The following is a 26,031-nucleotide window of genomic DNA, read 5'->3' as shown; positions in this document are numbered from 1 at the left end:
ACCTGTTCCATACACTTTATAAAATATGTTCCAGCTTTTTAGATTATTTCTTGACCTGGTCTCGCTGGGGATATGGAAAAAGATATTTATATCATTTAGACGGAGTTGAGGAAAAGGGAAATTTGATATACTTATCTCTTCATATAAGAGGAAGGCGCGCAGGATGTACCATTCCTATTAATTCAATTAATGAAGAAGTCATAAGTGAAGTTCACCCGGTTGATGCCTGTTTTATAGGCGCTCTTTCAATATCAACTGACGCAAGTGTGGTTAGTTTTCTGAAGGAATTATATTCTACTTTCAAAGAAAATAAACAACCTCTAACAACTGTAAAAACTGATCCTTTATTGGCCGTCACCAATATTTTGAGCCCAAAATTAAACGAAGAAAAATTAATGATCTATCCTAAAGCGGATGGCTTATCTTCTGCGATGGAAATAAAACTACAAGATATTGTCTCAAACCCTGTGTTATTAACTGGTTTGGGGTCAAAAAGTGCTTTTAGAGTAGATCAAGAAATTTCCAGGAAATTACTCTGCCATGAACAAAATTTTAGATACCAAAGAAATCACTAGCCTCAATGCTTATCCGTTAATATGCGCTATTTATACTTCTATGATAATTGCACTTGTGGCACTTGCCGGACGTTTATCTTTTATTAATTTCCCTATCATAGGAAAGATATTCATTGGTGCTGATTTCTTTTTACTGCCTTTCATTTTTTTCTTACAAAATGTTGTCACCGAAGTGTATGGATATGAAAGATGTCGCCAACTTACCCAGTTAAGTATCGTAGGCATATTACTCTTTTTTTGTTTCAGCTTATTCTCAACAACTTTACCCTTACCAGATAAAATTGCCAATCAGAATGCATTCAACATAGTTATTTTTACTTACCCTCGTCATTTAGTGGCTTTTTTATTTGCACTATATTTTGGTGCTATAGTGAATCAGTATTTAATTTCTAAGCTGAAGGTTGCTTGGAGAGGAAAATCACTGTGGTTACGTTCTATCGCATCTACTTTCTTAGGCGATTTTACTTATCAAGTTATCGGCTCAATCATATCAAGGTATGGTGTTCTTAAAATACACGAAATATTAACATATGATTTACTATCCTATTTATATAAATTATCTTTTGAGCTCTGCACCATTCCATTTATTTATGCGGCGAGTAACTATCTTAAAAACATGGAAGGCATTGACATATATGATACCAATGTCAACTATAATCCCTTTAAATTTAGCCTAGGCAAATGAAAAAAATATTCTGTCTCTTAAGTGAAAAATTACCAGACGAAAGAAAACAAAAAATGGTTGATTTTCTAAAAGACCATGCTTCGTCATTGGGATTACCCTTCCAAATAGACTTATTCGTCAATCAAACAATAGATCAATATAAAGATTATCACTACGCAATTGCTTTTTTTCCACCAGCAAATATTTTAAAGCAATTTCCCTCCTTAGAATTTGTCATTTCTTTAAATGCTGGAGTAAATGATGTTATCCAGGAGCTACAATCTAAAATACCGCTTAGTAGAGTGATTTATCAACCGGCATTAGATCGCATGAAAGAGCACATCCTATATTGTATTCTTGACTATACCTTGTTAATGAGTCGACATCGAAAAAATCAAGAACTAAAAATATGGGATAGATCAAAACCTTACTCTATAGCAAATGACAATATTGGAATTATGGGGTTAGGACGGGTGGGTCAAGGAATAGCTGAAACTTTAATCAAATTGGGTAAAAAAGTTCAGGGATTTTCAAAAACTACGAAAAGCTTTGTTAATAAATCATTTACTATTAATAATTTTTCTGAGTTCTTATCAACGACTAACATATTAATCAATGCGCTACCGCTTAACTCGGAAACTGAAGGTATATTAAACGCACAGACTATGAGTTTATTGCCAGATCAAAGTTGCATTATCAATGTAGGCCGTGGGGGACATATCATTGAGGACGATTTGTTAAAAATTTTAAAAACTGACAAGCTAAACAAAGTTTATTTAGATGTATTTGGTAATGAACCATTGCCAGAAGAGCACCCATTCTGGAGTCATCCAAAAATATTTTTAACTCCGCATATTTCTGGCATATTTGATGTGCTGGATGTTTTAAAACCGGCCATAGATCAGATAAAAGAGTTTTATGAGAATGGCAGGGTTATTAATGCACCAAAATATTAGATAACGTAAAATGCTGACCTTATTTTTTTAAACTGCACGCATGATGCTGTTCACGCTGCTTAATGCCGGTTTTTGCTGATAGCGGGGACTGGCAGGACGCGAGCCTCCCTAACCAGCTTAGGTAGCTTTTCACAAAAAAAATCTGAACCTCTTTTTCTGGCTTCTTGATCGTTAATATTTATAGTACAAATAGCCTTTGCAGCGATATGCAGCACTACATTGTAAAAGGTTTCCGTTGTCCTATGTTCTGCGGGCATCATAGATTGGATTGCTTCATTTATAAATTTTACCCCTTCATCACTTACAGCATTCAACAGTGCGCGATATTGTTCTAAATTGATTTTCTTAGAAGTTTGATCTTCCATGGTAACTCCTGATAATTATTTTCTAAACTATTTGTGAGTCACTCCTAGCTATGGATTATGTCTTTGATTTATTAGAAAAAGAAATTTAAATTTCCTATTTTTTGCATATAATGTTGTAGGAAGCTCTAGTCTAGGAAGTTGCTCAAAAGGTAAATGATCGAAATGTTAAAAACGAATGAAATTAATTGTGTAAATAGCTTTGCCGCGCTCACCTTGCAAATAATCATGGCTCAGATAAACATTTTTCTTCAGAAGAGTGATGAGGTGTACGCAGATCATGAAAATCCGTAAACTCAAATTATATATACTGTCTGCTGATTAATTTCAGTTTCTAACCAATCAAATACTTAAAATAATATTCTAACTACTGCTTGTTTCTGCAAGAAAATATATTTTTTTCTACTATAATAAAATTATTAATGTATAAAAATTCAATTCAAAGTAAAAGAAAAAACTATTGATCTATGATTGTTTGTTTCCGCAAATTTTGTTCCCAGATTTTAGAAAACCACAAAAAGTGCTAAAAAATGTTTCACCTGGACGTAGGATCAGATAGTATATCCCATTGCATCCTAGAGATAAAGACTAGGTGAATCTGCATAACATCTACAAACATAGTTGTCATTCAATGTTGAATGGTAGTAATACCTTATAGTTTTCTTAAATTGAATTTAGGTTTCATAAAGCATTGAGTGATCCCTCTCACTATTAAGAGTCAATTGCTAAATCGACGTTTTCGAATTAGTGATGTTATCTTAAGAATTAAAATCTTACTGTACATTGTTGCGAAGCTGGAAGTTACATATATTATTGTTAGTTCATCAAAATGCCTGTCGAGCAAATGCAAAAGGAGATGCTGCCTTAAAGAGAAAAGATAATGGAAAATCCGAATGGCCAAGTATAAATGGCCAACAGATTAACATATCTGCTCTCAACCTGGTTAGATATAGTTTTTTCTGACCAGCTTCTTTAAGGGTATAAGGCGGTACATAAATACAATTCTCATCAATTGCTTTTAGATAGGAGTATCAAAATGACAATACAACATTATAATTACACGTCTCAACAATGGATTGATAGAGATTTAATCAACAAAAAACAGAAAAAGGAAAAACTAATAGCATTTGCAAACTCTGTTATGGATAATCCACATTATTCAGTAGAGTTTAACAGTTTACTAGCAGAATTAAATTTAACTAAAAAAGAAATAATTCAGGGTTTTTTAGAATATAATCTTGATATTTTTTCTACGAAGGGAAATTTGGTTTACGACTCACCAGAAAATCGTGTTGTTTTACATATTCATAATTTATTGAAGGGCAGCTGGCACATAACCCGACAAAAAACAATTTTAGAATTTATAAAGCAGGCAAATCCAACTAATGCTGCTGATATTGGTTTCGGAGTGCCCAGTAAATATGTAAAAGAATTAGTTTTAAATGAAAATCAATTTCATTTAGCCTTATGTGATCTATATGAATCAGCGTTTTCATTCGCAAGAGTCTTGCTAGGATTGTGGGATAAGTCCTGGAATAAAAAAATTGATTTTATAAAAACGGATATGGATAAAAATGAATTTGTAGGTGATTTTGACTTATATATTTTTCAAGACTCAATAGAGCACACATATCAGCCTGAAGAATACCTGGATACATATGTTCAGCTATCCTATCCAAGTGCTAAATTTTTGATCTCACTACCCATAGGTCCCATTATACCTCGGCACTTTATTGCCTGGGAAACTAAAGAAATAGCATTAAATTGGTTAAAACAACGCGGTTTGAAAGTTGAAGCCAGTAAATCAATATTTGTTAATCCGTCGGTTGATCTGTTTGCGGAAGAGATTGACGAAAACTACTGCGACTTTGTCGTATTATGTTCTAAAATAAAAACGCCTAGTTTGATTCAGTAATTTAGCGTTTATAGCGCATATTTTGCTGGCAGTAACCTCTCTTTCCCTGCAACATGCGCAAGTAGTATTGGCCAAGAATGAAGTATCGATAAACCTTGATAACCTCATTTTTGGTCAACCACATTGATTTTTCGCATATAATTATCAATTTATTTGAACCTTCTTTTCCTGCTTGTTTCGATAATTCCAGTATATTCAGTTTGGTTTTTATTATTTTTTCATGTAAACTATTGGGGCTGATAGTCCATCAGTAATTAACTTGAAGTTAATATCAAACTGAATCTAACTCCTCAGTTCAACAATATGAAATCAACACGCGGTTTATTTCAAAAACTCTGGTTAAAAATTACCAGGAAAGCAAAAGACACTGAGTATCAATTCATTCCGCTTGGTGTGATTGGCTTTGTTAGTTTTATCGCATATTACTTTATATGGAACAAAGTAACGCCTAATGAATATCAAAATTCATATCTGCGCTTGATTGGAGGCTTGCTCTGCTTTTTTTTGATATTTCATAAATATTGGCCTCAAAAACTAAAAAGAATCCTTCCGCTATACTGGTATTTTACACTATTTTATTGTTTTCCATTTTTCTTTACTTTTATGCTGTTTAAAAATTCTTCGTCAATTGTTTGGCTTTTAACGACAATGACAGGAATATTTTATTTAATGCTGTTAGTAGATTGGATTGATCTTCTCGTTATCGTTACATTAGGCACCCTCGTTTCCTGGATATGTTATGTTCTTACTACGGATAAAATTATAATCCCCACTTTATTTTTACAAACACTACCAACGTACGCCACTGTTTTCGTCGCAGGTAAAATCTTTCTTTATAGAACCTCAACCATTCAACAAGAAAAATTAGAAGCAATGAAATCAGTAGGTGCTACAGTGGCTCACGAATTGCGTACTCCTTTATCCGCAATAGCAGTAGGTCTTGATGGGGTAAAAGATTATTTCCCTACTTTAATAGAGGGTTACTCATCTGCAAAGGAGCATGGTCTTCCAGTCAAACCTATTTCACCGAAACACTATGAGATACTATCAACGATTTTGGATGACTTGCAATCGGAAGCACATTATTCAAATACAATCGTTGACATGATTCTTATGAATGTTAAGCAAGGTGCCGGTTTTATTGGTAATCATAAAAAATGTGAAATCAATACTTGCATTGGTGAAGCAATTCAACGCTATCCTTTCAAATCCGGCGAAGCAGCATTAATTGAATGGGATAACCAGCATAATTTTTCATTTTTAGGGGATAAGGTATTGATTGAGCACGTACTTTTCAATTTAATGAAAAATGCTTTATACTATATAGAAGCAGAAGGTAAAGGAAGTATATCCATATGGTGTGAAATTCAGGATCATTATAATATCCTATATTTCAAAGACACGGCTAAAGGAATTCCATCACAAGCGCTTCCTCTAGTTTTTGACAGATTTTACACAACCAACATCAATGGAACTGGGCTAGGTTTAGCTTTTTGCAGAATGGTGATGACTAATTTAGGAGGCGATATTAGTTGCGCCTCGAAACTTGGTCTTTATACTCAATTTACTCTTAGATTCCCTAAAACAAACGTCAAGGATGAACAAAATGAAAACATCTAAACTCTCATGTTTATATTATCCAACTACATGTGTGCTTGTTGATGATGACAAATTCTTTCTAAATAGTATCATTTTAAAGCTAAATCCCAATATACCTTATAAAACATATTTAGATCCAAAGGAAGCCTTGAACGCTTTAAAAAATCTGAAGACACAAAATCAATTTTTGTCAGAAATTGTTTCAGCAAATCCTGATTCCGAAGAGTATGCGGAGAATCAATACCAAGTAAACCTTAAAATTTCTAACATTTTTCAACAAGCCTATAGTCGAAATCATTATGGTCAAATTTCTGTTATTGTCGTGGATTATGCTATGCCTCAAATGAATGGAGCTGAACTGCTTAAAAATTTATCTGACGTACCCATAAAAAAAATTATGCTTACAGGACAAGCGGATGAATCTTTTGCTGTACAACTCTTTAATGAGGGAATAATTCACAAGTTCATTTTAAAAAAAGATACTCAGTCACTAGCTGAAATGATTAATCAAGCTATTGGTGAACTACAAGATAAGTACTTTCATGATCTGTCAGAATTTGTTCTTCAAAATTTACCTCCACAATTAAACATTTGTTTAAGTGACCCTGTGTTTATTGATCTTTTTAATCAGGTTAAGAATGATGCTGCAGCGTCTAGCTATTATTTACTAGATGCATCGGGTAGCTTTTTATTTTTGGATGACTCGGGTACCCCAACATGGCTAATTGTTAAAACTGAGGATGAAATTCGAGAGTTTGCACAACAAGCTGAGTACGAAGGAGCACCAAAAGAACTTCTAGAATCATTGAAAAAAGGAGAGGTAATAGCGCATTTCAATAATTTTGATGAATATGTAGATGCGACTAATGGGGATTGGAGTAAGTATTTATTTCCTGCGAAAATTGTGAAAGGAGTCAAGCAATATCATTACTCAATATTAAAAAGTCTTCCTGGTTTTCCAATAGATCAAAATAAAATTTTTCCATTTAGTGAATACCTAAATAGCAATTCATCCACTTAATTTTACTGAGTGGTCAGATTAGCTGCCAATCTTGACCATTCCATGAGTTGCTATGCGAATTGCTTCTGTATCCGTGTTAGCTTCAAGGTTTTTGAACCCGCTCGCAACTATGGTAAGCATTTGTAACTCGCAATGTGAAAGTTGGGCTGCCGGGATTTGTAGCATCGCTGTCACCTCAATAACGACAAGGAGCAACCTGCGTGATAAAGGTTTTACTAGTCGATGACCATGAGTTAGTACGTACTAGCATTAAGTTACTTTTAGGTGATGTTGAAAACATTGTTGTAACTGGCGAGGCTAAAAGTGGAGAAGATGCTATTCGTTTAGTCCGAGAACTTGACCCAGATGTTATTCTAATGGATCTGAACATGCCAGGCATGGGTGGTTTTGAAGCAGTAATGCGCTTACTGCGTAATAAACCAACGCCAAAGATATTGATCCTTAGTGCCTACACTACTGGGCTTGTACCCGCACGATTGCTAAATCTAGGTGTAACCGGTTATTTGAGCAAACATGCAAAGCGCGAAGACATGATACATGCAATCCAGACAGTTTATTCTGGAAATCGCTATATTGACCCATTAATAGCAGATTCCATCGCTTCATTTCATGCTACTTCAAAAAATAATTTATCCTCAGTAGTGCAACTTACAGATCGCGAGTTGCAAATGCTTATCTTGATTGCCAACGGTATGGATAGAACTGATATTGCTAAGAGTTTGTATCTCAGCAAAAAAACGACCAACGGCTACATCTCTGGCGCATTAAAAAAACTTGGCGCTAAAACCGATGCAGAAGCTATTCGCATAGCGATTCAAAGCGGCTTGGTCAAGATAGATAGTTAGCCTGACCACCCAGTAAAATTAATCTGCGGATAAATTGAAATTACGATAGGGTCTTAGGCGCAAGTGTGAACTGCACCACGCAGATTGAAATTATTGCTCAAATAGGTTAACCGGAGTCAATCCATTTGAAAAGTGGTTTTAGGATAAATGAATAAAAAATTGCTAGTTATTTCTTCGATTAAGACGTTTAATAAAAGATTCTACGCAATCAATTGCTACTTGAGTTGGGAACTTATTACCCATCTCTTCTAACAATTGAATAGCAAGATAATTAAAATATTGAGATTTAGACATGCCATCTGGTTTAGGGGCATTTTTAATTGCTACAGCGTAATAATCTAGCAATACCTGTTCTGAGTATAAGTTCAGAACTCTATTTTTTTTCACATTACTAATATTACCCAGAATCAAATTTATTTTTTCTCTGTTCAGGGGTTTGCAGAAAACTTGATCAATTCCAGCTGCGTCACACTGAACTTTTACATTCTTATCAGTATTGATAGTAACAGCTGCAATCATAGGCTTTATTTCTTGCATTTTTCTTATTTCAACTGCTAATTCATAGCCATTTTTGCCGGGTAAACAAATATCCAATAGAATCAGATCATAAGAATTATGCAGCAGTATAGCCATTGCTTCCGCTGCATTTTCGGCAGTGTGAACCAGGCACCCCATGTCCATTAGCATCTTTTTATGAAAATCTTGGGCTATTAAATTATCTTCTACAACAAGGACGCGCAACTGTTCTGTACTGGTAAACACTGTCGAATCTGTTGAAAGCTGACTATTGCCCTCATTTAGCTGAATCCCAGAAGGTTGTTTGCTTGAGATTTTATCGCTATTTACGATTTTGTTGATTTTCAGAAAGGCAATATACTTTTCAGGAGTATCCCGGAAGCTATAATTTGTATTAGAGAAGGCTCTTTTGGAATTTTTTGGTTTATTAATTAAGGAAACAGTTTGCAGCATTTAATGTTTTACGCTCATAGTTAGAGGTTAAAATTTCCTTCTAGATAAATAGCTCCCAAAAATAATTTACGGGGTGAAAATATCAGGCAGTTTTTTAATTGCCATTATTGTCAGGGTAAATTATCCAATTTTTTTGTATCAATATATTATCCTTAACAATTACTTAGCATATTAAGCCATATATAAGCTGGAGTTAAAATTGTACAAAAAATTAGCAAATTGCATTAATGAAATTAGCTAGCAAAAAATACTAGTTAATTCTGGGGGTTATTTGTTAATATAATGGAGGTTGTAATTTCAAAGGAAAGAATTCAATGCCAAATAATGAAACGCAAACTATCCAGGAATTGCTGTGGAAGGACGTTCGAAAGGATGTTGCACAAAAAAATAGTATACTGGCTAAAATTATAGATGAACTAAATCCTAGCTCAGAATATACTTTATTTAAGGCTCGCTACCATTTTGGTAGTGAAATTTTAAAAAATGGCCATCTTTATATCCCAGATAATAAGGGCAGTCTAATTCATTTAAATGATAGTAGTACTCCTGCAAATATCCGAAATAAAATAAATTATAACCTTGGTTCTAACCCCGTTTTCATCCTTTTAAACCGTTTAGCGGAATTTTTCATCGTAATGGAAAACCATACAATTCCTCTTTATGGATTAATAGAGCCGGGAAAAATGTTTGGAACCTGGCGGGTATTAAATTTAATGGGTTCTCATAACCCCATATTTATCTGGAATATGACAGCGGGATCACGTTCCATATTTATGTTGCCCAAAATTTCTGAAACGATGAGATTCGGTAAGTTAACTCGTGCTTTTGGGTTAAAGGCAGAAAAGCCCAATTCGCTGCTAGATCATTGGGAAATTTTTCGAGAAATAGCCAATCATCCTGATTTCGGAGAAACCTGGACAACCGAGATATTATTTTTTTCCAAAAAATGGTTTGATAGATTAGATGACAAGAAATGGAGTGATTTTGCGCTATATTTATATAGAAATGCTTGGCTGGGCAGTGAATTTTTTCGTAATAAATATTTGTGGGACTTAGTTTTTTCTTTGATTCTTAATGAGCGTAATATTAAACCAAATCCCTATATATCTGATACGGTAAAACATTTGATGGCTATAGGAACTGGTGCATTCCCTGGGTTCGCATCTGCTCTAAATGATGAAGCTGCCCCAATTCACAGATTACAAGAATGTATTGAGTCGATATATCAACTAGAAGAATATGCCCCCATTATTATGCATCCACATTTTCTTAAGAAAGAAATATCCCGGCCAATTTATTATTCTTTACAGTATCCGACTACAACCGAATTTTCTCCAAAATCAAGAAAAGGTTCTACCAAGATATTTGATTTATATCAAATAAAATCACTCCTAGCAAAATATTTAGTCGATATACATTTAGATGAATTAAATCTTGGAGACACGCCTATTTTTGATTTAGTTGAAAAAATACAATATGATTTTTTCCATACTGATCCTGAGAATTATAAAGGTATTCGGCTGAGCAAAGAAATTCCTGAAGAAGACAAAACTTTTATCCAAACTCCTGAAGGTATGAATAAAAATTTCCCCATAAACAGCCCATTTTTAAGGGGCTGTATCCGTATTTCATCTAAAATTAAATAACCGTATTACTCAGAATATGTACGACACGAGGTCTCCCTAAAGGAGTTAAATAATTAATATGCTTAATATACTTAAAGCCAAGCTGCTCACCATATTCCTGAATTTCCTCAGAAGAGGCTTTGTAACCATAAAAAGTTCCATATTTTGTAGAAATTACAAAAGATCGCCCGTCATTAACTGTTGCATTATTTGGTACACATGTGTGCAATATTGTTTCTAAAACTAAAGTACCGCCAGGTTTCAACCAAGTGCAGATTTGTTTTAGTATAGGCAATTGTTCTTCTTTTGAAAAATCTCCTATTCCAGACCACATCCACAAAATTGCCTCAACTTTTTGTACGGGAGAGAAACGTTGAATATCTTGTTGAGTGATATTAGCTCGCTGGGAAAAATTTTTTATTAGGTGTTCATAAAAACCTTGGCTGCGTTCGACAATATAAATTTTTCCCTGATAGCCATTAGTTATTAGTCTATTTGTTACTCGACCGTATCCGCCACCTAAATCAATAAGAGAACGGGTATCAGCAATATACGGGTAAGCTAAATCAATATCGCACCCTTCTTCAAATCCTCCTTCAATAGCCCAATTGCGTAAAACATCTATAGGAATCTTCTCGTAAAACTCAATTACATCATCATTTGTCCATTTATTTTTTACGCTTTTTATGTGGGGGATATTTATTCGTGGTAGAGATTTTTCGTTCGTATAAACAATTGCATTCGTAGAATAAGACACGTATCAAAGCACCTTTGTGAGTTATTTATTTTTACTATTTAATCTCCTTGAATTAGATTGGAATCCTTGAAATTAGTTAATAGCTAATGATACCATATAAGCTCAATATACAAAACTAGGAGAAAAGCCATGAAATACGTACCAAATGTGCCAAATTAAGGTAATGATCTGTCAAGCTTAGTGTTCAATAATCCTAACAAGAAATTAATATTTTTTATTAATGGTGGTCTTTTACTGGAACGTTAGAATTATATACTAAGCTTACAGGCTCAGTTACTCATGCCAAAAATTAGAAAAATACATTATTACCAAATAATTAATTTAAGCATCCCTTAAGGTTTTGTCTTAATCGCGCAATTCGTTTTGTGTTGGAAATCGTAGCGTTACCTCAATTTGTGGCGGTATTACAACGGATATGCGTAAGCAAAAATAAGCCTGCATCTTTTCGGCTACATCCTAGTTGGGCAGCTAAATACTTATATTTTAAAAATTCTTCTTCTGTGCTTCGACGTTTCTTAGAGTAATCATGTGGCTGACTGCTCAAGTCAAGTTCCATGTATGGATTATATTTCTTATTATCTAACAATATCCCTGGGTATTGGGGATGCTGCGCCATATTACACAGAACAATAGTTTCAAAGCCTGCTGCTGAAAATCGCTTTAAATAATGTTCTCTTGATTCCAATCTTTCTTGTTTGTAACGAGCCAACCCAGTAAAAAGCATTATTCCGCGCTTTGTTTGCCCAACTGACTTATAATCCACAATATAACAATTTTGTTTCTGAGAAGGTTGTAAAGTAAATTCAATGGTATCTTTTTCATTCTGTGCGATTCTAGCAACCACTACCTGGATATGCTTATTGCTGTGTAAAGCATGCATAAGCAGTATTTTTGTTACTTCATAACAGGGCAATACATGACGCCCAACCTCATCCTTAAAGTATAAGGATTTCAACAAGCATAGTTCATATTGCTCAGCATTTAATCCATATAGCAACTTAAACAAGAATTGACATGAAAACTCTGACAGGTTGCGTTGCAGGCGATGTATTATTTTTCGAGCATAAGTTTTCGATATATTCCCTAAACTCTGACATATTTTTTCATAGTCAATACCATGAGAAGTTTCAAATTCCCCAGTCAATTTATATTTTGATAGCACATAAGCTTGGGTTAGAAAATATACTGGTTCTAAAAAATTTACATCAAGCTTGTGTTCATCAAGCACTTGTTTTAGCGTAGTCGACTGACGTATGAATTTTAGGTAATGGCTGGGTTGTTTATTTTTTAAAGCTTCGTATTGTACCAATAAAGATTCACATCGATGTTGGATTTCCTTAACCTGTTGTATAAAATTAGATAATTTATTTTTACAATATTCTTTGTTTTCTTCCAAAGTTTGGATTAGTTGATATGCACGAATTTGACATAAATTTTCGCTGACTTGCGCATCAAAATGAGCATAATTTCCTTGGATATAATTATTTAGGGCTTCAATTATCATCCTTAAAAAAAATTAGCAATCGCAAAAATCGCACCCTATCCGTTAATGATCTTAACGGTATATTGTCGGTATGCGGCATAAAACTAATCACACTATACTTCATTTCAATCCTTGGGGAGGGGGTCAAACTTAACTGTTTTATTTTCAAGCTGGGGAAAACCAAAAATGTAATAAAAATCTTCTTTGGCATCTAGGACAAAAACGGCGGGACAGGTCTATCTTTTATTGGTCTCTCTATAGCTTGAATTTACAATCAACTGATTATAAAAAGCTTATATTTTGACTGCATTTGGTTGAATCTCTATAAGCCCTCCTTCCTGGTTAATTATGAGTAGAGCATACTATTAATCCTCATTTCATAACTGACCAGGCGCTTGGGTCCTATTGAGCGCCAGCATTAAAGCAAAGTGGAAATTAAAAAAATGTAGGCCATAGGATTATGGTTAAAAAGAAATTTAGGTTTTTGCTAAATTCTAATAATGATAATGCGTAAAATCATCGCCCCTAGGTACAATCAGTGATTCCAGATTACTAGTTGTCGATTTCATTAAGTCAAAGCGGACAATTTTGCATAGGTGATTTCGCTAAATGCATTGCGCTGACCAATGCTTGGCTGCCTTGCTCTAGCATAGTCGCAGTGGCTCCTGAATAAAGGGTGGTTCCGCAACTGGCGGTAGCGCATTGACCACCAAAGGTGATAAAGCTGGTCGTATATTTAATCTCACAGGTACATGTTACCTGATTAGAATTTTGTGGGTCGACAGTACATGGCTTATCTAAACAATCAGTCCAAGGATGATTACTATTACAAGTCATAACCCAGTTAGTCTTTGCATTCTCAAAGGAAAAATTAGAAAATAGCAATTGCTGTCCCTGGCTGTTGGTTGTTGGCTTACGCTTGTCACAGGGCAAAGTACCCAGTGACGCACCATCTTGAACAATACAGGAGCAGACCGATTGACTTTTACTCCCTGGTACAGGCTTGCAGGTTGCCGTAGTGCACAGCGCATAAGGTTGTGAACAAACAGCATAATTGCCACTGACTTCAGCGATACCATTTATGCTTATCAACGACAAGCAGCCTACTGCCCATAGTAGTTTTCTCATAAAAAATCCCTTTTAAGTTAAAGTCCATTAAAACTTACCTCAGGTCAGGTAAATCATCCGGGTGAGAGATAGACTTTGCTGTTAATTTTTTTAGATGAGATTTCTTTCGAGTTTTTTTCGGCTTAACGGATTTTTTCGCCCAAATTTTCTCAAACTTTTGCTGTGCTTTTTTCTGAGCCAGTAATTTTTTATGACCCACCTGCAATACCAGCTTCTCAGCTTTTAAAATTTCCAACTGCTTTTCCAGAGCAGTAGTATTAACCGGCTTTACTTTTGTCGAACTGATAGATTTTTTAGCTGTCTTTGCTGGCTTAGACTTCGCCTTCAATTTTTTTAACTGCATGGTAGTTTGCTTTATTGATTTATCAATGTCGGTTAATACCTTAGGATAGATTTTTTCTAACCTGAGCTGGTCTTGTTTCAGACAGGTTTCTAACTGACGAACCTGCTTTGAAAAATCAGCAGATTTGCTCTTTGCTGTAGTTCTACGTTTTATTACCATGTATTAAACTCCAAGGTTGAAATAAAGATAACAATAAATATTATCGATTTTTAAATTTTTATTCTACAAAACTACTCTGACGTTGCCCCAGTGACTGGATGCTTACTAGATTCATTTTAAATCTGAGAGGTTTGGGCTATATCAGCGATAACTTTGATGATTTCAGCTTTGTTCAACAGGGTCTGACAATATTAAATTTTAGGAAGCTTAGTTGCTCGTAGTGTCTTTGTAAACTCGCCAATCTTTATCCATCTTTAGCAGATATTTAGCAGCTTCCACCAGAAAGAATTCTTTGTCTGTAACCCCAGCCCATTTAATGTAGTGTTCTATTTCGGTATCTAAGGCTTTGGGCAGTTTAGCTCTGACTGAAACTGTTTCCAGGTTCACGGGTTTAATTAACGGCATAGTCGACTCCTTTTTCACTAATTTTATTCTGAGATAGCATAGGTATTTTATTGTGGGTTGTCTATCAGTTTTTATGCAACTTTTGTGCCTCTTTAGCTTCGGGAATAGGTCAAAGTTTATTTAAAAAAACAACTACGAATAGGTGCTAATTTTCGGTGCACTGTAATGTGTGCTGCTGCTAATTTGGCTAGCAAAATTCCTGAACTAAACTCAAGCAAAAATACAGTAATTTACCGGTTAAAAATTTGGTAGAATATATCGCCAAATCAGCAACAGCACGAGTGTACCCTGACGGGCTGCGCCCGTCAGGGTACAGATTTTTTGACGCAATATAAATTGCTGATTTAAAAAATAAATCAAGGAATTTTGCTATGAAGAAAGAGACAGTAAAAACAAGACAACCTTTTGCGACAGATAATACAGATAAATTAATTAATAGTAACATCACTAACAGCCAATTATATTGCCACTTACAACAGCTGACGATGAGACTCACAGCCGATGAAATTTCCCAAGTCTGTCGCAATCTGATAGGTGCTATTAACACTGCTTTACTTAAGGGAGAAAGCCCTGAAAAACTAGTCCGACGCATTGCCAGGAAACGCTCTCCGAAGCTTTATAATTTTCATTCCATGACTAGAGAAGAAGCCCAGAAAGAGCTGGCCGAAATCAAACAATTGCGCAGGCTAGCTTCTGCCCGTTCACCTATCCCAGGTGCACGCAAACTTGAAAAATATCACCCTGAAATTCTCACTCTGTATCAGTCAGACGCCTCTTATCGAGACATCCAATTCTGGTTGCGCGCCAAAAGGGGATTGGTGGTATCTCACCATAGCGTACAGCGTTATTTGCAGGCAGTATTAAACCATGAACCCAAAGAAATCTGATGCTCAATCCAGGGTTCAAGGACACGCGCGATATTCATTGCGAGAGCAAGCAGAAAAATATATTGATGCCCGTGCTAATCGTGGCAAAAGCAAAGCCAGTGGCGCTATTCTACGGAGTGACAGAACAGTGCAGCGCTATCAAGGCGACCTGGGGCGAGCAGCTGAAGCTATCCAAAAAGCCCATGGCATTACTCGCCTGAAAGACATCACCCAACAGCAGGCACAAGCATATATTGACCAGCGTCTGCGCGAAAAAATCAGAGTGCGAACGGTGCAAGGATATGCCAAAGCATTAGGGACGCTACCTTTAGTTAAAAACCTGGTAGTGCCATCCAGAACCAGCGATAAACGGGATAAACCAAGTCAAACTCGGGCTTATGCTTTCGAGCAAATACAAGCTATCCGACAACATATCACAGCGCCAGCTGAGCGCTTGGCGATGCAAATATTACAAGAGTCTGGATGCCGTGCTAAGGACTTTGCATCCATCAGGTTAGAGGCCGAACGACCGGTTAAAAATGCGCGTTTAAACAAGCTGCATACCGATCGGTTTGCAGGTAGAGAAAACTGGGTAAAGGTGAGTTTTATTGGCAAAGGCGGCCATGAATATGTCTCGACTATTTCGTCCAAAACTGCGGAGGAATTGGCGAAATATCGCCTGCCACAGCCACGTGATTTTAGAGAGCGTAACCAGCCCAATGTGGTGACCAAACAATATTATGATTTACCTGCAGGCTTGAATTTATCTGCGATTTGGAGTGCGGCGAGCAGACAAGTTTTTTTCACTTCCAGAGGGTTGCATGGGCTGCGCCACACTTTCGCGCAGGAGCGCTTGCGGGGGATGCTTCAGGTCGGAATGACTTGGGATAAGGCAGTGGAATGTGTCAGCCAACAGATGGGGCATTATCGGGCTGAAGAGGCAATACAAACCTATTTGCGCTAAGCCCCTTCTTAAGTTTTTTACGCGTGAGTTTATGACAATAGCAGCCTCAAACAGAAATTGTTTGGCAGGTTATGGGCCTGTGGCAGCAGATGCATTTCGCAAAAACCTTCATTCACGCCTCAATGGCTTTGAGAAACGCTGGCCGTGCTGGCACGGTTTTCGCGCCTGTTAACGCTGGCAGATTCTCATGATGGCTCTGTGCAGGCGCTTCCATGGACATGAAGTCCATACAAGGTGTTCGCGGCGCTCACCAGTTTATGAAGCAGTATCACGAATCTTGCTTTTGATAGGAAACATTGATCGATAAAAATATCTTCTCGTTTTGTAAGAGGTGATTCTCAGCACATAATACCTATTGTCGTTAGCTTATAATATTTAGGTTCTTGCTTAGATTTTGTCTTAAAAATTTGCAGGTCCATCTTATCCACAGAAATTGTGAATAAAGTTGTGCATAAAGACATCAGAGCCCAGCTGGCACAACCTGCGAGCAAGATTTGTACAAAAATACTCCAGAATTTTGATAAAAACGCTATAACTACTAATTTCACTGTGAATGCTCTTGCGGTATATTGAATCTACTTCATCAGTAAACTTGCCTGCTGAAGATCGAGATTGAAAACCAACATGAAATTTGAGGAAGACTCTTATGGAACAATTAATTGAAGCAATGAAAATTGACGATGTAGCAAGAACTGCTGAACTACTGCAATCTGGTTTTGGCCCTAACGGATATGAAGACTATGCGCACATAACACCATTACACTTTGCTGCACAAATTAATGCTTTGCAAAGTGCGCAATTGTTATTGCAGGCAGGTGCTAATCCGAGATCTAAATCCATTGATGGTATATCTCCTTTTGATGTTGCATGTACGCATGTTCATTCAGACATGGTGGCGTTGTTATCCGCTCATATGCTTATGCACTAAAAGGATTATTGAAAGTCCTTTAGAGGGTTTAGGGTGGTCCTTTTAGGGGCTTAGGGTGGGCGCATTAGGGTGCTAAATGACAGTATTCCCACCATCTTGTAAAAGTAAACGTGATGGAATTATCTTCCATCACGCTTTGTTGCCAACATTCCAACATTAACAGTTAAGTGACATTTTCATATTGCTATGAAAACGACGCCTCCTGGGAGACGATTTTATAAGCTGTCGAAGCCGCTTACTTGGGTCGCAAAAACGCTGCAAATTACAATGAGGAATTATCCTCGCCACCCCATCACCAGCGGTGGTAAGGACTAGAGTGAAAGATTGAAGATCGAATTGAAAGCAGAAATAGCCGAATAGCTATTGAAGGCATGAGAAGAATACCCGAAGAAAACGAGTGCAGCTACGAAACCACCAGAAGCATGGCAATCAGGGAATTTCATCGTAGTTACGCCTGATTTATACTGCTGTTTAAAGTCATGCAGTAATCGACTTACAAGCATCAAATAATATATCGAGCTACAAATATGTCAAGCCTGGCTGGCTGGCTGGCTGATAAATATCGTTTAAATTAAAGTTGGGAGCAGAAAAAATCCCAACATTAATCATCTTAACCATCTACAATGAGATCATTTTTTTCTTTGGGGACTACAACCTCTTTTTTCAATAATTGCTTTTCCAGCTCAGAACAACGGGTTTCAGCAATGGCGGCCTGCTTGTCAGCTATATGTTGAGCTGCTATCGCTTGCTCCAGCTTCTTTTCGAGAGCCTGGAATTTTTCTGCTTGTTGATTTTGCATTTCATTCATTACGGCAATTTGCTGCTTAAGCTGGCTGATCTGCTGCGTACATTCTTCTAGCGCTATTTCCTGCTTGGCTAAGGCTTCATGCGCTTCTTCCAGTTGTTCATTAGCTTGAGAAAGTTGTATTTCTGATTGAGCTTTAGTTTCTGCTTTTGCCTTACCGATTTCCGCCAGTATCGCTTGTCTCAAATTAGTTGAGATTTCATGGTCCACTTGAGATTGAGCATGTGACTGCTCTGTTCGCCAGCGTTTTAAAAACACTGCCAGTTTGGCAAATGAGCCGCCAATGTGGCTATGGATGGTGCGAACTGAAATTTTTTCACCATCGTCCTGCATCTTTAAAGCGGCTTGGCAAAATAAATCGTAGGTGATGAGTTCTTGACGCATGGGTAATTCCTTATAAATAACATAAAATAACGATACTAATATAATAACGTTATTTTATGTTATTTAAAAATGGAGTCAAGAGGTTGATGAATTCGATTAATACAGGGAGCAGCTCAAAGTGAATGTGTTGGGGTTGGCGACAGTAATTCTCTATCTTATGATTGACAAGTTACTTTGAAAATCAGATGCATAATCAATCAGTTGAAAGCGGGTTTGGCAGAAGTGGGTGGGCAGTAGAGATTATGATTTCTCAAGAGCCTATGTTAATTGCCACAATTAATTCCAGAAGCGTTAGCCCGTGGCGGGTCACGGTGTTGTTGCGCACCTGTTATGCAAGCAGATTTTCATGCAGCCTTGTGCAGGCGCTTTATGGACTGCAATACAGCCCATGCAAGGAGCTCGCTTCACTCGCGAATGCTGTGATAAATTGATAAATAGTAAACATTTAGTCAGTATTGGCTAAACATTTAGATGTTTCTTCTTACATGTTGGTTAAAATGGCAACTGTATGTATTTTCCCATTTGCGTATTTTCTTTCCACATGCTATCTGATTTATCAACTGGAATAGCAGTTATTTCCGTTTCATCTCCATATTGAAATGTGGGATCTATAACTCTATAAAAATTATTCTTAACATCGCATAAATAATCAAATACTTTAGGTATTTTAGGCAAGGAAACAAAATGAGGTCTAGTGCCATGGGTCGTAAATCCATTAGCGCTATCACCATCAGTAGCTTTAACAGCTAGCCAGATTTTTATTTTATTTGACATGATTTCTCCTAAAAGTGGGATACACTAGTATTGGGGATTCTATTTGATATTTTCAAGATAATTTTCATATGATTCCAGCGATGGAATGAATTTTTTATTACTATCGTCATATGTGAGGCTTTACATCCTAACTTCGAAACTTCAAACAACTTAGCCTCACTCCACTTAGCGAATTATTATTGCACGCTCTGTCCAGCTCTGCCATCATTTGTAAATCCGAATCTCACCGCGCAGGAGATGACAATGATACAGATAGGCAGCACTATCCTGGATATATCATTCTTAAAAGAATTATCCAGTCAATGCGAGAAAATAGCCGCGGCGGAGGGGTTCGTATGGAATCCTCAAATTAATGATGTTGTTTTATCAGACTGGTTGCGTGATACATCAACAATTTACTCCTTTAAAGATATTAACGATTTAGTAACAAGAATCGGTATTCTATACTCCTGGAAATTCCCTCATGCTGTTTTGGATAAAAAATTAACCGCTGGAAAGAAGCTACAGGCTGACTTTGCAGAAATACAATTCTACACTACTAATTCTATTGATTTTGCAGATTCAACAAAAATGCAAATTGAATCAACTTTGGATTTCAAAAGAAGAACTGAAATAGGCTTAGAAGATAGGATTGCAGTTCTAACTAATATACTGCAAATAATAGAAAGCGATTTAAATAATCCCGAAATAATTATGCTAGTGTGTCCAGAGGATTTTTTTAGAGGCGCTGAAATATCTACTGATACTGAAGAATCAGAGAGTCGCGGAAAATGTATGGATAGGGACACGGTTTTTAATTTCTTTAATACCCGAATGGTCACCTTAAGTGCTAAATATCCCAATGTCATAATTATTCCTGGATCAGTTTATGTTAGTACGGATTCTTTGGGTGATGACCATACTTTTTTTTATAGAGGGGGGACAAAAAAATCGACAAAGATAGGTAAATCATCTATTTACGTACAAAATATTGCTCCTGTTTTTTATAACGGAAAATGGGTGCGGTTAATAAAAAAAGGGGCGCCATTGGTAGCTGATAGGCTTAAAAATGGCAAAGTAATTAACCAGGAGCACTTACTTGACGAGAAAACTTTTTTAAAAAAAACTGATAAAGGTATTAACACCAAAGTTTTCATTGAAGAATATGGTGAAGATACATTATGCGATCTCAATAAAAATTTAATATTTATGGGTGAAACTCCCTTGCCTAATGAAGGAACACTTCTAACAAGCTATGGCATAAAGAATTTATGGGAATTTACCAGTACGGTTCTTAGTTTACCAATCACTCAAAATAAATTACTTAATATTGGAATTGAAATATGCCATGACCATAATATCATGAAAAAATTGAAGAGAAGATTCAATGGTATTGAATTGGATTGCCATATTATCATCACCCATGGTACAGCTTTTGACGACTCCTCTGTTCTAACACGTAATGGATATGGCATAAGAGCTGAATCAGACCCTCCTTCCAGCGCGTCTCCTGGCAGCCAAGTTTTTTCATATGTTAATGATTTTAGAATTCCTTTTGAGATTATACATGAGAAAATATTAGTTATAGGGAGCAGCACTTTTATTTTTAAAACTGCTCCTTTACCAGTACCATTAGTGCGAAATCCAATTATATTTCCTTCAGCTCAAGATATGCTAAGTGCATGTTTTGAATTAATAGCGACTATTTCTACCACAGTTCCATCTAGAGCTAATAAAAAACAAGTTGATATTTGTCGCAATGATTTAACCCTTTTATCAACTGAACTCGAGCATGGTATATTCTCTCCACACCATCAAAACAAAATATTCCAAACATATGAAAAGCTTTGTAAAATTTGTCAATCACCTAAAGATAAAGATGTCAAAGTACTATCAACGGAGTCAAATGGTTCAGAATACCCAAAAGTACCCGATAAAATATCACTTTTAGGACAGATGGATGAGAACTCTATCGCTATTATGGGATATTGTGCTTATTTATATCCTAAAGCTATACCGGAACAATTATTGTCAGCATTGCTATCATCTAAAACAAATATCGCTTTTTCATTAGATATTTTACAAAACCAGAGGTTGTTAGCTTACGATCAAAACACTCATGCTTATTCCATCTCTCCAGATTTACAACAAGAAATTAGAAACCATCATGTTGCCGTGTTGAAATTTGATGAAAAAGATATGGTTTTATCGCTGTATATTTTTCCAATCGCTAATCTCTTATATACCGAGTTACAGAAACTTTATGCTGATTATGATCGTGTGCATTTATTACAACGTCATGCACACCTGATTTTAAGATATTTAGAAGACTTTAACGAATCAACTCATAGATTTATTATTGATGAACATAGAACAAACTTATTAACTGCTATCGGTCATTGTTTTTTATCTGCTAATCCAGAAAATGCTTATGATACATTTTATCAAGTTTGCCTAGTCCAAAAAAAAATATATGGCCTCATGCATCTAAAAGTAGCTGAATCTTATGTTAATCTAGCTACAGCAAGTGAAAAATTAAAGAAATTTCCACAAGCAATTTCACATTATACAACGGCATTGGCTATTTTTACTGAAATAGGAAAAAAAGAAGAGATTTTATTTATGCAATCAAAAATTGCAGCCCTGGCTACTACAAAAAACAAGGAAGAAAAGGAGCGTAAGACGAGAGAGATCAATCCTGTAGAAGCTGCAACAACATCCAAAATAGACTCTCCCACAAAGCAATTGGCTACCACTGTAACAAATAATCCAAACACATTTAATTTTAATACATCTTCCGCGCCATCATCTCAAATTGAAGTCTCACCTTCTGAGAGCGTTCATCAAACTGTGTCAGCATAAAGTTATCTCAGATCTAAATTTAAACGGTCTTCGAAATAAATTTGTAACTGTGATGCTATCAGCGCCCAATTATGCATAGGTTGATACCATTTTTCCATGACTTTCTGACAGGCGCAGTAAACTAATTTCATTAGCGCGTTTTCACTAACAAACGCTCCTTTGCTCTTAGTATACTTACGGACTTGCCGATGAAAACCCTCAATAATATTAGTTGTGTAAATAATACGGCGTAGCTCTTGCGGGTATTTAAAATACTGCGACAATGTTTCCCAATTAGCATGCCAGGATTTGATAACGGCGGGATATTTCTTGCCCCATTTTTCGCCTAATTCAAGTAAATGCTGCTCAGCAACATCACAACTTGAAGCCTGGTATACTTCGCGTAAATCAAGCATAAAGGATTTCTGGTCTTTACTAACAACATATTTCAGAGAATTGCGGATTTGATGCACCACACAAAGCTGGATTTCTGTTTTAGGGAATACTTCCGCAATAGCTTCAGGAAAGCCTTTCAGGCCATCAATGCTAGCAATTAGAATATCATCTACTCCACGAATACGAAGATCATTTAAAACGCTTAGCCAAAAACGTGCCCCTTCGCTTTCAGAAAGATAAATACCTATAATTTCCTTACGACCATTTTTATTAACACCAAGAATCGAATAAATCGCTTTGCTTACAACCTTGCCTTCCTCTCGGACTTTAAAATGCATTGCATCTAAAAATACAATAGGATAGATAGCTTCCAGTGGGCGAGATCGCCATTCAGCGATAACAGGCAATAATTTATCAGTAATTTGGCTTATCTTTGCGGGTGATACTTCTAGTCCATACAGCTCATGGAGATGCTGTGTAATAGACTCATAACTCATCCCAATGGCGTATAAAGATAATACTTTATTATCCAGAGATTCATTTAAAATAGTCTGTCGTTTTTTGACAATCTCAGGTTCAAAGCTGCCATCACGATCGCGAGGGGTTTCTAATTCGAATGAACCAGTGCCTGTTTTAACTGTCTTTGGAGTTTTGCCATTGCGGCGATTAGTTAAACCATTAGTTTTACAGTCAGTTAAATGAGCTTCTATCTCACCATCTAATGCCGCTTCAAGAATTCGCTTGATTAGAGGGGTTATCACTCCATCAACACCTGTCAAGGGTTGGCCAGACTTTAGTCTTGTTATGGCTTCTTGTTGGAATTGATTAAAATCAAATTCATTCAGATTGATTTTATTGTTATTCATTTTCAGCTCTCCTAATTTTGAGGTAGTATACCTCGTTAAGAAAGCTGACACAGTTATTTAAACACTACCCACCTTCTCCAGAAACTCAGGAAACTCCAAGTCCATTGATACCTGAAACTGAGTTTTAGAGCGTATAGACAAGGTCATTTTTTTCTTTGAGAGTTATAGCTTCCTTCTTTGCCAATTGTTTCTCTAGTTCAGAACAACGGGTTTCGGCAATAGCAGCTTGTTTGTCAGCTATATGTTGAGCTGCTATCGCTTACCTCCATACAAAGTATTTTTAGGAGAGGTTTTCTTTTCAGTTATCTGTATAAGAAAAAAAACCAAGCTTAATTTGTCGGATTCTTAATTTAGGTTAAAACATTTCAGTTTCTTGCAGCATAGCATCGTAATTTACTTCGTTTTTTATTATGTTTATAATATTTGAAAAAAGGGGTTGAAAATTACAAAATTTTTCAGAATCAAATGACCTGCTTTGATTGGCAAAATCTGCTTTACAACTATCTTTAAATTTGAGAGTTTCACCGCCGCCAGCAAATCTGCTTTTTTCACAATATTTTTCAATTACGTCATTAGAAAAAAGCAATTCGATTGATAAGCAGGAAGCTTTGATATCTTTGTCGGCATAATCACTTCTGATTTCTGGCACTGGAAGAAATAACATATAACCCATATTATTGTCTTCTTTATAAATTAGTCCCTTGCGAGAATCATAAGCAGAAAGTGTATATCCAGACTTGGGGTATTTAACTCTGTCTTTCCATTCATAATACGCATCGTCAAAATCCATTAATCCAATAAATAATTGATTTTCATAGTTTTTAAAAATTTCCTTTCGTCTAAACATATTAATTAAAAAATAGCAATCAAAGCAATCAATTATATGAAAAGGCATTGATTTTCCATGAAGGGATTTCCAGGCAGATTCTAAAATTATTTTATCTGTTATACCTTCAACAAAAACTATAGGTTTTCCTTTGTGAAAATCAATTTGATAAGTGAGGCTTAAGTCTGCCGCTCTGTTATCAACTGTAATTATACCGTCAGAAAGTATCGGAATCATTTCAGCACGAGAACTTTTTCTTATGACTTCATCTTTCTGCATCCAAAAAAGATTATTATCATTTACATAAGCAATTGTCGATGGGCTATGAGTAGTCATTATTACTTGAATATCAAATTTAGTAACTAATGTATTAAATAAAATATCAATTAATACCTTGCTCATGGACGGGTTTAAATGAGCATCAAATTCATCTAGAAGCAATAACTTACTATCGTTGTTTAAAATTTGGTTGCATGCCCAAAGAGTAAGAAAAACGATATATTTTTCTCCAGAAGATAGTTCTTGAAATGGAATTTCAATATTTAGGTCAATATCGATGAAACTAGGTATATACCTGATGCCTTCAATTGGAGGCTTAATTTTATATGCAAAACCTCTATATTCACTAAATAAACCATTAATAATATGCCAGGGTGGATTTGAGCCAATAGTTTTAAAAATTTCATCATCTTTAATTATTCTGCCCTCTTCATACAGCTTAAGCTTCATGCGATTTAATTTTTCCAAATATGACTTAAATAAGTCGGGAAGAAAATCATTCTCATGATTTTTGCCTTCCAAATACATAAAAGCATTATGAGGAAGTACTTCTAGAATCCAATGGCACTAACTTAAGAAATTATACTTTTAAAACATAAGGTTAATGAAATGCGTCTCACATTAGTGTATGTTTGGTTTTGCAAAAAAACAGACCTACAGTAAGGAGACGCATATGAACATTCACTTTAGAAACACTCAGATCAAGTAAAGAATTGCCCTTCAAAGATATTTTATCGTCTGAGAAGATTGCTAAACACATGGAGAACATCACTTACAGGGAACGTATTTTTACACCAGATGTCACTATTTTTGGTTTTTTAGCACAAGCTATTTCGGCAGATCAATCGTGCCAAATGGGTCTTGTGCAGATTATTAGTTGGTTGGCAAGTCAAGGGAAAAAACTTCCCAGTGCCAATACAGCAGCTTATTGCAAAGCACGCACCAAATTACCAGAAGAAGTTCTCTCAGGTCTTGCCAAAGAATGTGGTAACGAGCTAGTGGAACAAGTGCCAGCTAAATGGTTATGGCGCAATCGCCCTGTAAAATTAATTGATGGGTCGACAGTCTCCATGCCAGACACGGCGGAAAATCAAGAAGAATATCCCCAGCCTGACACCCAAAAAAAGGGGTTGGATTTCCTATAGCTCGCGTGGTGGCAGTGATATCCCTTGCGCTGGGTGTGTTGCCTTTCATCTGGTGCAGCGGTTCCTGTCTTCTGAAAATAGCTAATAGGAATTTATTTAAATTTTTTTCCAGATTTTTTAAATGGAATCGATTTAAAAAATCACCTGGCTTTCTTCATGACATTAATCAAAA

General features: G+C 36.0%; 25 protein-coding genes. 14 read left to right on the top strand and 11 right to left on the bottom strand.

The window, feature by feature from the left end; translation table 11 throughout:
* The 3 genes from VHE99_11560 to VHE99_11550 form a co-directional block, all read left to right on the top strand.
* Positions 1-575, top strand: a 575-nt coding sequence (locus VHE99_11560; protein HVV69646.1) for a hypothetical protein, incomplete at its 5' end; no start/stop codon positions are given.
* Positions 541-1,260 carry a queuosine precursor transporter gene (locus VHE99_11555; protein ID HVV69645.1) on the top strand — a complete coding sequence of 240 codons (720 nt, stop codon included), beginning with the start codon at positions 541-543 and terminating at the stop codon, positions 1,258-1,260. The genes VHE99_11560 and VHE99_11555, both read left to right, overlap by 35 nt.
* A complete protein-coding gene (locus VHE99_11550; protein ID HVV69644.1) occupies positions 1,257-2,195 on the top strand; it encodes an NAD(P)-dependent oxidoreductase in 939 nt (312 codons plus the stop codon). The genes VHE99_11555 and VHE99_11550 overlap by 4 nt, the downstream gene beginning before the upstream one ends.
* A gap of 59 nt (positions 2,196-2,254) precedes the next feature.
* Here VHE99_11550 and VHE99_11545 read toward each other — a convergent pair whose 3' ends face one another.
* Complete coding sequence (locus tag VHE99_11545) at positions 2,255-2,560, bottom strand: hypothetical protein (protein HVV69643.1); 306 nt, start codon at positions 2,558-2,560, stop codon at positions 2,255-2,257.
* A gap of 1,033 nt (positions 2,561-3,593) precedes the next feature.
* Between VHE99_11545 and VHE99_11540 the strand changes: the two genes are divergently transcribed.
* From VHE99_11540 to VHE99_11525, 4 genes are all read left to right on the top strand, one after another.
* Positions 3,594-4,472 (top strand): hypothetical protein, encoded by an 879-nt coding sequence (locus tag VHE99_11540; GenBank protein ID HVV69642.1) that lies wholly within the window; start codon positions 3,594-3,596, stop codon positions 4,470-4,472.
* Positions 4,473-4,775: 303 nt separating this feature from the next.
* On the top strand, positions 4,776-6,092 hold the full coding sequence (locus VHE99_11535) for a HAMP domain-containing sensor histidine kinase (GenBank protein ID HVV69641.1): 1,317 nt from the start codon (positions 4,776-4,778) through the stop codon (positions 6,090-6,092).
* The gene (locus tag VHE99_11530) at positions 6,079-7,092 is read left to right on the top strand and encodes a response regulator (GenBank protein HVV69640.1); all 1,014 of its coding nucleotides are present in this window, start codon (positions 6,079-6,081) and stop codon (positions 7,090-7,092) included. Before VHE99_11535 ends, VHE99_11530 begins: the two co-directional genes overlap by 14 nt.
* Before the next feature lie 200 nt (positions 7,093-7,292).
* Positions 7,293-7,937, top strand: coding sequence for a response regulator (locus VHE99_11525; protein ID HVV69639.1), 645 nt, complete (start codon positions 7,293-7,295; stop codon positions 7,935-7,937).
* A 162-nt stretch (positions 7,938-8,099) separates the two neighbouring features.
* On the opposite strand, the gene VHE99_11520 is transcribed toward VHE99_11525, so the two are convergent.
* Positions 8,100-8,906 (bottom strand): response regulator, encoded by an 807-nt coding sequence (locus VHE99_11520; GenBank protein ID HVV69638.1) that lies wholly within the window; start codon positions 8,904-8,906, stop codon positions 8,100-8,102.
* A 314-nt stretch (positions 8,907-9,220) separates the two neighbouring features.
* On the opposite strand from VHE99_11520, the gene VHE99_11515 reads away from it, so the two are divergent.
* Positions 9,221-10,552: a hypothetical protein gene (locus VHE99_11515; protein HVV69637.1), complete on the top strand. Its 1,332-nt coding sequence runs from the start codon at positions 9,221-9,223 to the stop codon at positions 10,550-10,552.
* Here the strand turns inward: VHE99_11515 and VHE99_11510 are convergent.
* From VHE99_11510 to VHE99_11490, 5 genes are all read right to left on the bottom strand, one after another.
* Positions 10,545-11,288 carry a class I SAM-dependent methyltransferase gene (locus VHE99_11510; GenBank protein HVV69636.1) on the bottom strand — a complete coding sequence of 248 codons (744 nt, stop codon included), beginning with the start codon at positions 11,286-11,288 and terminating at the stop codon, positions 10,545-10,547. The two genes, VHE99_11515 and VHE99_11510, sit on opposite strands and share 8 nt — an antisense overlap.
* 388 nt (positions 11,289-11,676) lie before the next feature.
* The gene (locus VHE99_11505; GenBank protein HVV69635.1) at positions 11,677-12,792 is read right to left on the bottom strand and encodes a hypothetical protein; all 1,116 of its coding nucleotides are present in this window, start codon (positions 12,790-12,792) and stop codon (positions 11,677-11,679) included.
* 552 nt (positions 12,793-13,344) lie between these two features.
* On the bottom strand, positions 13,345-13,899 hold the full coding sequence (locus VHE99_11500) for a hypothetical protein (protein ID HVV69634.1): 555 nt from the start codon (positions 13,897-13,899) through the stop codon (positions 13,345-13,347).
* 34 nt (positions 13,900-13,933) lie between these two features.
* A complete protein-coding gene (locus VHE99_11495; GenBank protein HVV69633.1) occupies positions 13,934-14,401 on the bottom strand; it encodes a hypothetical protein in 468 nt (155 codons plus the stop codon).
* A gap of 207 nt (positions 14,402-14,608) precedes the next feature.
* Positions 14,609-14,806, bottom strand: a complete 198-nt coding sequence (locus VHE99_11490; protein HVV69632.1) for a hypothetical protein — start codon at positions 14,804-14,806, stop codon at positions 14,609-14,611.
* Positions 14,807-15,177: 371 nt separating this feature from the next.
* Here VHE99_11490 and VHE99_11485 point away from each other — a divergent pair, with 371 nt between their 5' ends.
* The 4 genes from VHE99_11485 to VHE99_11470 all read left to right on the top strand — a co-directional run bounded on the left by VHE99_11485 (position 15,178) and on the right by VHE99_11470 (position 17,564).
* Positions 15,178-15,693, top strand: a complete 516-nt coding sequence (locus tag VHE99_11485; GenBank protein ID HVV69631.1) for a hypothetical protein — start codon at positions 15,178-15,180, stop codon at positions 15,691-15,693.
* A complete protein-coding gene (locus tag VHE99_11480) occupies positions 15,674-16,636 on the top strand; it encodes a hypothetical protein (protein ID HVV69630.1) in 963 nt (320 codons plus the stop codon). The genes VHE99_11485 and VHE99_11480 overlap by 20 nt, the downstream gene beginning before the upstream one ends.
* Positions 16,637-16,667: 31 nt before the next feature.
* Positions 16,668-16,808: a hypothetical protein gene (locus tag VHE99_11475; protein ID HVV69629.1), complete on the top strand. Its 141-nt coding sequence runs from the start codon at positions 16,668-16,670 to the stop codon at positions 16,806-16,808.
* Positions 16,809-17,282: 474 nt separating this feature from the next.
* Positions 17,283-17,564, top strand: a complete 282-nt coding sequence (locus VHE99_11470; protein HVV69628.1) for an ankyrin repeat domain-containing protein — start codon at positions 17,283-17,285, stop codon at positions 17,562-17,564.
* A gap of 610 nt (positions 17,565-18,174) precedes the next feature.
* Here the strand turns inward: VHE99_11470 and VHE99_11465 are convergent.
* Both VHE99_11465 and VHE99_11460 read right to left on the bottom strand, forming a co-directional pair.
* Positions 18,175-18,753, bottom strand: coding sequence for a DNA-binding protein (locus VHE99_11465; GenBank protein HVV69627.1), 579 nt, complete (start codon positions 18,751-18,753; stop codon positions 18,175-18,177).
* A gap of 492 nt (positions 18,754-19,245) precedes the next feature.
* Complete coding sequence (locus VHE99_11460; protein ID HVV69626.1) at positions 19,246-19,527, bottom strand: hypothetical protein; 282 nt, start codon at positions 19,525-19,527, stop codon at positions 19,246-19,248.
* Between the two features lie 243 nt (positions 19,528-19,770).
* Here VHE99_11460 and VHE99_11455 point away from each other — a divergent pair, with 243 nt between their 5' ends.
* Positions 19,771-22,368, top strand: coding sequence for a tetratricopeptide repeat protein (locus tag VHE99_11455; GenBank protein ID HVV69625.1), 2,598 nt, complete (start codon positions 19,771-19,773; stop codon positions 22,366-22,368).
* A 2-nt stretch (positions 22,369-22,370) separates the two neighbouring features.
* On the opposite strand, the gene VHE99_11450 is transcribed toward VHE99_11455, so the two are convergent.
* Both VHE99_11450 and VHE99_11445 read right to left on the bottom strand, forming a co-directional pair.
* Positions 22,371-23,609, bottom strand: a complete 1,239-nt coding sequence (locus VHE99_11450; GenBank protein HVV69624.1) for an IS256 family transposase — start codon at positions 23,607-23,609, stop codon at positions 22,371-22,373.
* Between the two features lie 355 nt (positions 23,610-23,964).
* Positions 23,965-25,164, bottom strand: coding sequence for an AAA family ATPase (locus VHE99_11445; GenBank protein ID HVV69623.1), 1,200 nt, complete (start codon positions 25,162-25,164; stop codon positions 23,965-23,967).
* 308 nt (positions 25,165-25,472) lie between these two features.
* Between VHE99_11445 and VHE99_11440 the strand changes: the two genes are divergently transcribed.
* Positions 25,473-25,859, top strand: coding sequence for a hypothetical protein (locus VHE99_11440; protein ID HVV69622.1), 387 nt, complete (start codon positions 25,473-25,475; stop codon positions 25,857-25,859).
* Positions 25,860-26,031: the final 172 nt, after the last annotated feature.

This window comes from Gammaproteobacteria bacterium (genome assembly GCA_035546635.1).
GTDB lineage: Bacteria > Pseudomonadota > Gammaproteobacteria > JAURND01 > JAURND01 > DASZWJ01.
Note: the sequence above shows the minus strand (reverse complement) of the source record. Positions and strands in the feature narration are given on the sequence as shown.

What these genes read in the sequence shown, in the direction of transcription:
- VHE99_11555 (HVV69645.1), top strand. Translation starts at nt 541, where the DNA reads ATGAACAAAATTTTAGATACCAAAGAAATCACTAGCCTCAATGCTTAT.
- VHE99_11550 (HVV69644.1), top strand. Translation starts at nt 1,257, where the DNA reads ATGAAAAAAATATTCTGTCTCTTAAGTGAAAAATTACCAGACGAAAGA.
- VHE99_11545 (HVV69643.1), bottom strand. Translation starts at nt 2,560, where the DNA reads ATGGAAGATCAAACTTCTAAGAAAATCAATTTAGAACAATATCGCGCA.
- VHE99_11540 (HVV69642.1), top strand. Translation starts at nt 3,594, where the DNA reads ATGACAATACAACATTATAATTACACGTCTCAACAATGGATTGATAGA.
- VHE99_11535 (HVV69641.1), top strand. Translation starts at nt 4,776, where the DNA reads ATGAAATCAACACGCGGTTTATTTCAAAAACTCTGGTTAAAAATTACC.
- VHE99_11530 (HVV69640.1), top strand. Translation starts at nt 6,079, where the DNA reads ATGAAAACATCTAAACTCTCATGTTTATATTATCCAACTACATGTGTG.
- VHE99_11520 (HVV69638.1), bottom strand. Translation starts at nt 8,906, where the DNA reads ATGCTGCAAACTGTTTCCTTAATTAATAAACCAAAAAATTCCAAAAGA.
- VHE99_11515 (HVV69637.1), top strand. Translation starts at nt 9,221, where the DNA reads ATGCCAAATAATGAAACGCAAACTATCCAGGAATTGCTGTGGAAGGAC.
- VHE99_11505 (HVV69635.1), bottom strand. Translation starts at nt 12,792, where the DNA reads ATGATAATTGAAGCCCTAAATAATTATATCCAAGGAAATTATGCTCAT.
- VHE99_11500 (HVV69634.1), bottom strand. Translation starts at nt 13,899, where the DNA reads ATGAGAAAACTACTATGGGCAGTAGGCTGCTTGTCGTTGATAAGCATA.
- VHE99_11495 (HVV69633.1), bottom strand. Translation starts at nt 14,401, where the DNA reads ATGGTAATAAAACGTAGAACTACAGCAAAGAGCAAATCTGCTGATTTT.
- VHE99_11490 (HVV69632.1), bottom strand. Translation starts at nt 14,806, where the DNA reads ATGCCGTTAATTAAACCCGTGAACCTGGAAACAGTTTCAGTCAGAGCT.
- VHE99_11485 (HVV69631.1), top strand. Translation starts at nt 15,178, where the DNA reads ATGAAGAAAGAGACAGTAAAAACAAGACAACCTTTTGCGACAGATAAT.
- VHE99_11480 (HVV69630.1), top strand. Translation starts at nt 15,674, where the DNA reads ATGAACCCAAAGAAATCTGATGCTCAATCCAGGGTTCAAGGACACGCG.
- VHE99_11475 (HVV69629.1), top strand. Translation starts at nt 16,668, where the DNA reads ATGACAATAGCAGCCTCAAACAGAAATTGTTTGGCAGGTTATGGGCCT.
- VHE99_11470 (HVV69628.1), top strand. Translation starts at nt 17,283, where the DNA reads ATGGAACAATTAATTGAAGCAATGAAAATTGACGATGTAGCAAGAACT.
- VHE99_11465 (HVV69627.1), bottom strand. Translation starts at nt 18,753, where the DNA reads ATGCGTCAAGAACTCATCACCTACGATTTATTTTGCCAAGCCGCTTTA.
- VHE99_11460 (HVV69626.1), bottom strand. Translation starts at nt 19,527, where the DNA reads ATGTCAAATAAAATAAAAATCTGGCTAGCTGTTAAAGCTACTGATGGT.
- VHE99_11455 (HVV69625.1), top strand. Translation starts at nt 19,771, where the DNA reads ATGATACAGATAGGCAGCACTATCCTGGATATATCATTCTTAAAAGAA.
- VHE99_11450 (HVV69624.1), bottom strand. Translation starts at nt 23,609, where the DNA reads ATGAATAACAATAAAATCAATCTGAATGAATTTGATTTTAATCAATTC.
- VHE99_11445 (HVV69623.1), bottom strand. Translation starts at nt 25,164, where the DNA reads ATGAAGCTTAAGCTGTATGAAGAGGGCAGAATAATTAAAGATGATGAA.
- VHE99_11440 (HVV69622.1), top strand. Translation starts at nt 25,473, where the DNA reads ATGGAGAACATCACTTACAGGGAACGTATTTTTACACCAGATGTCACT.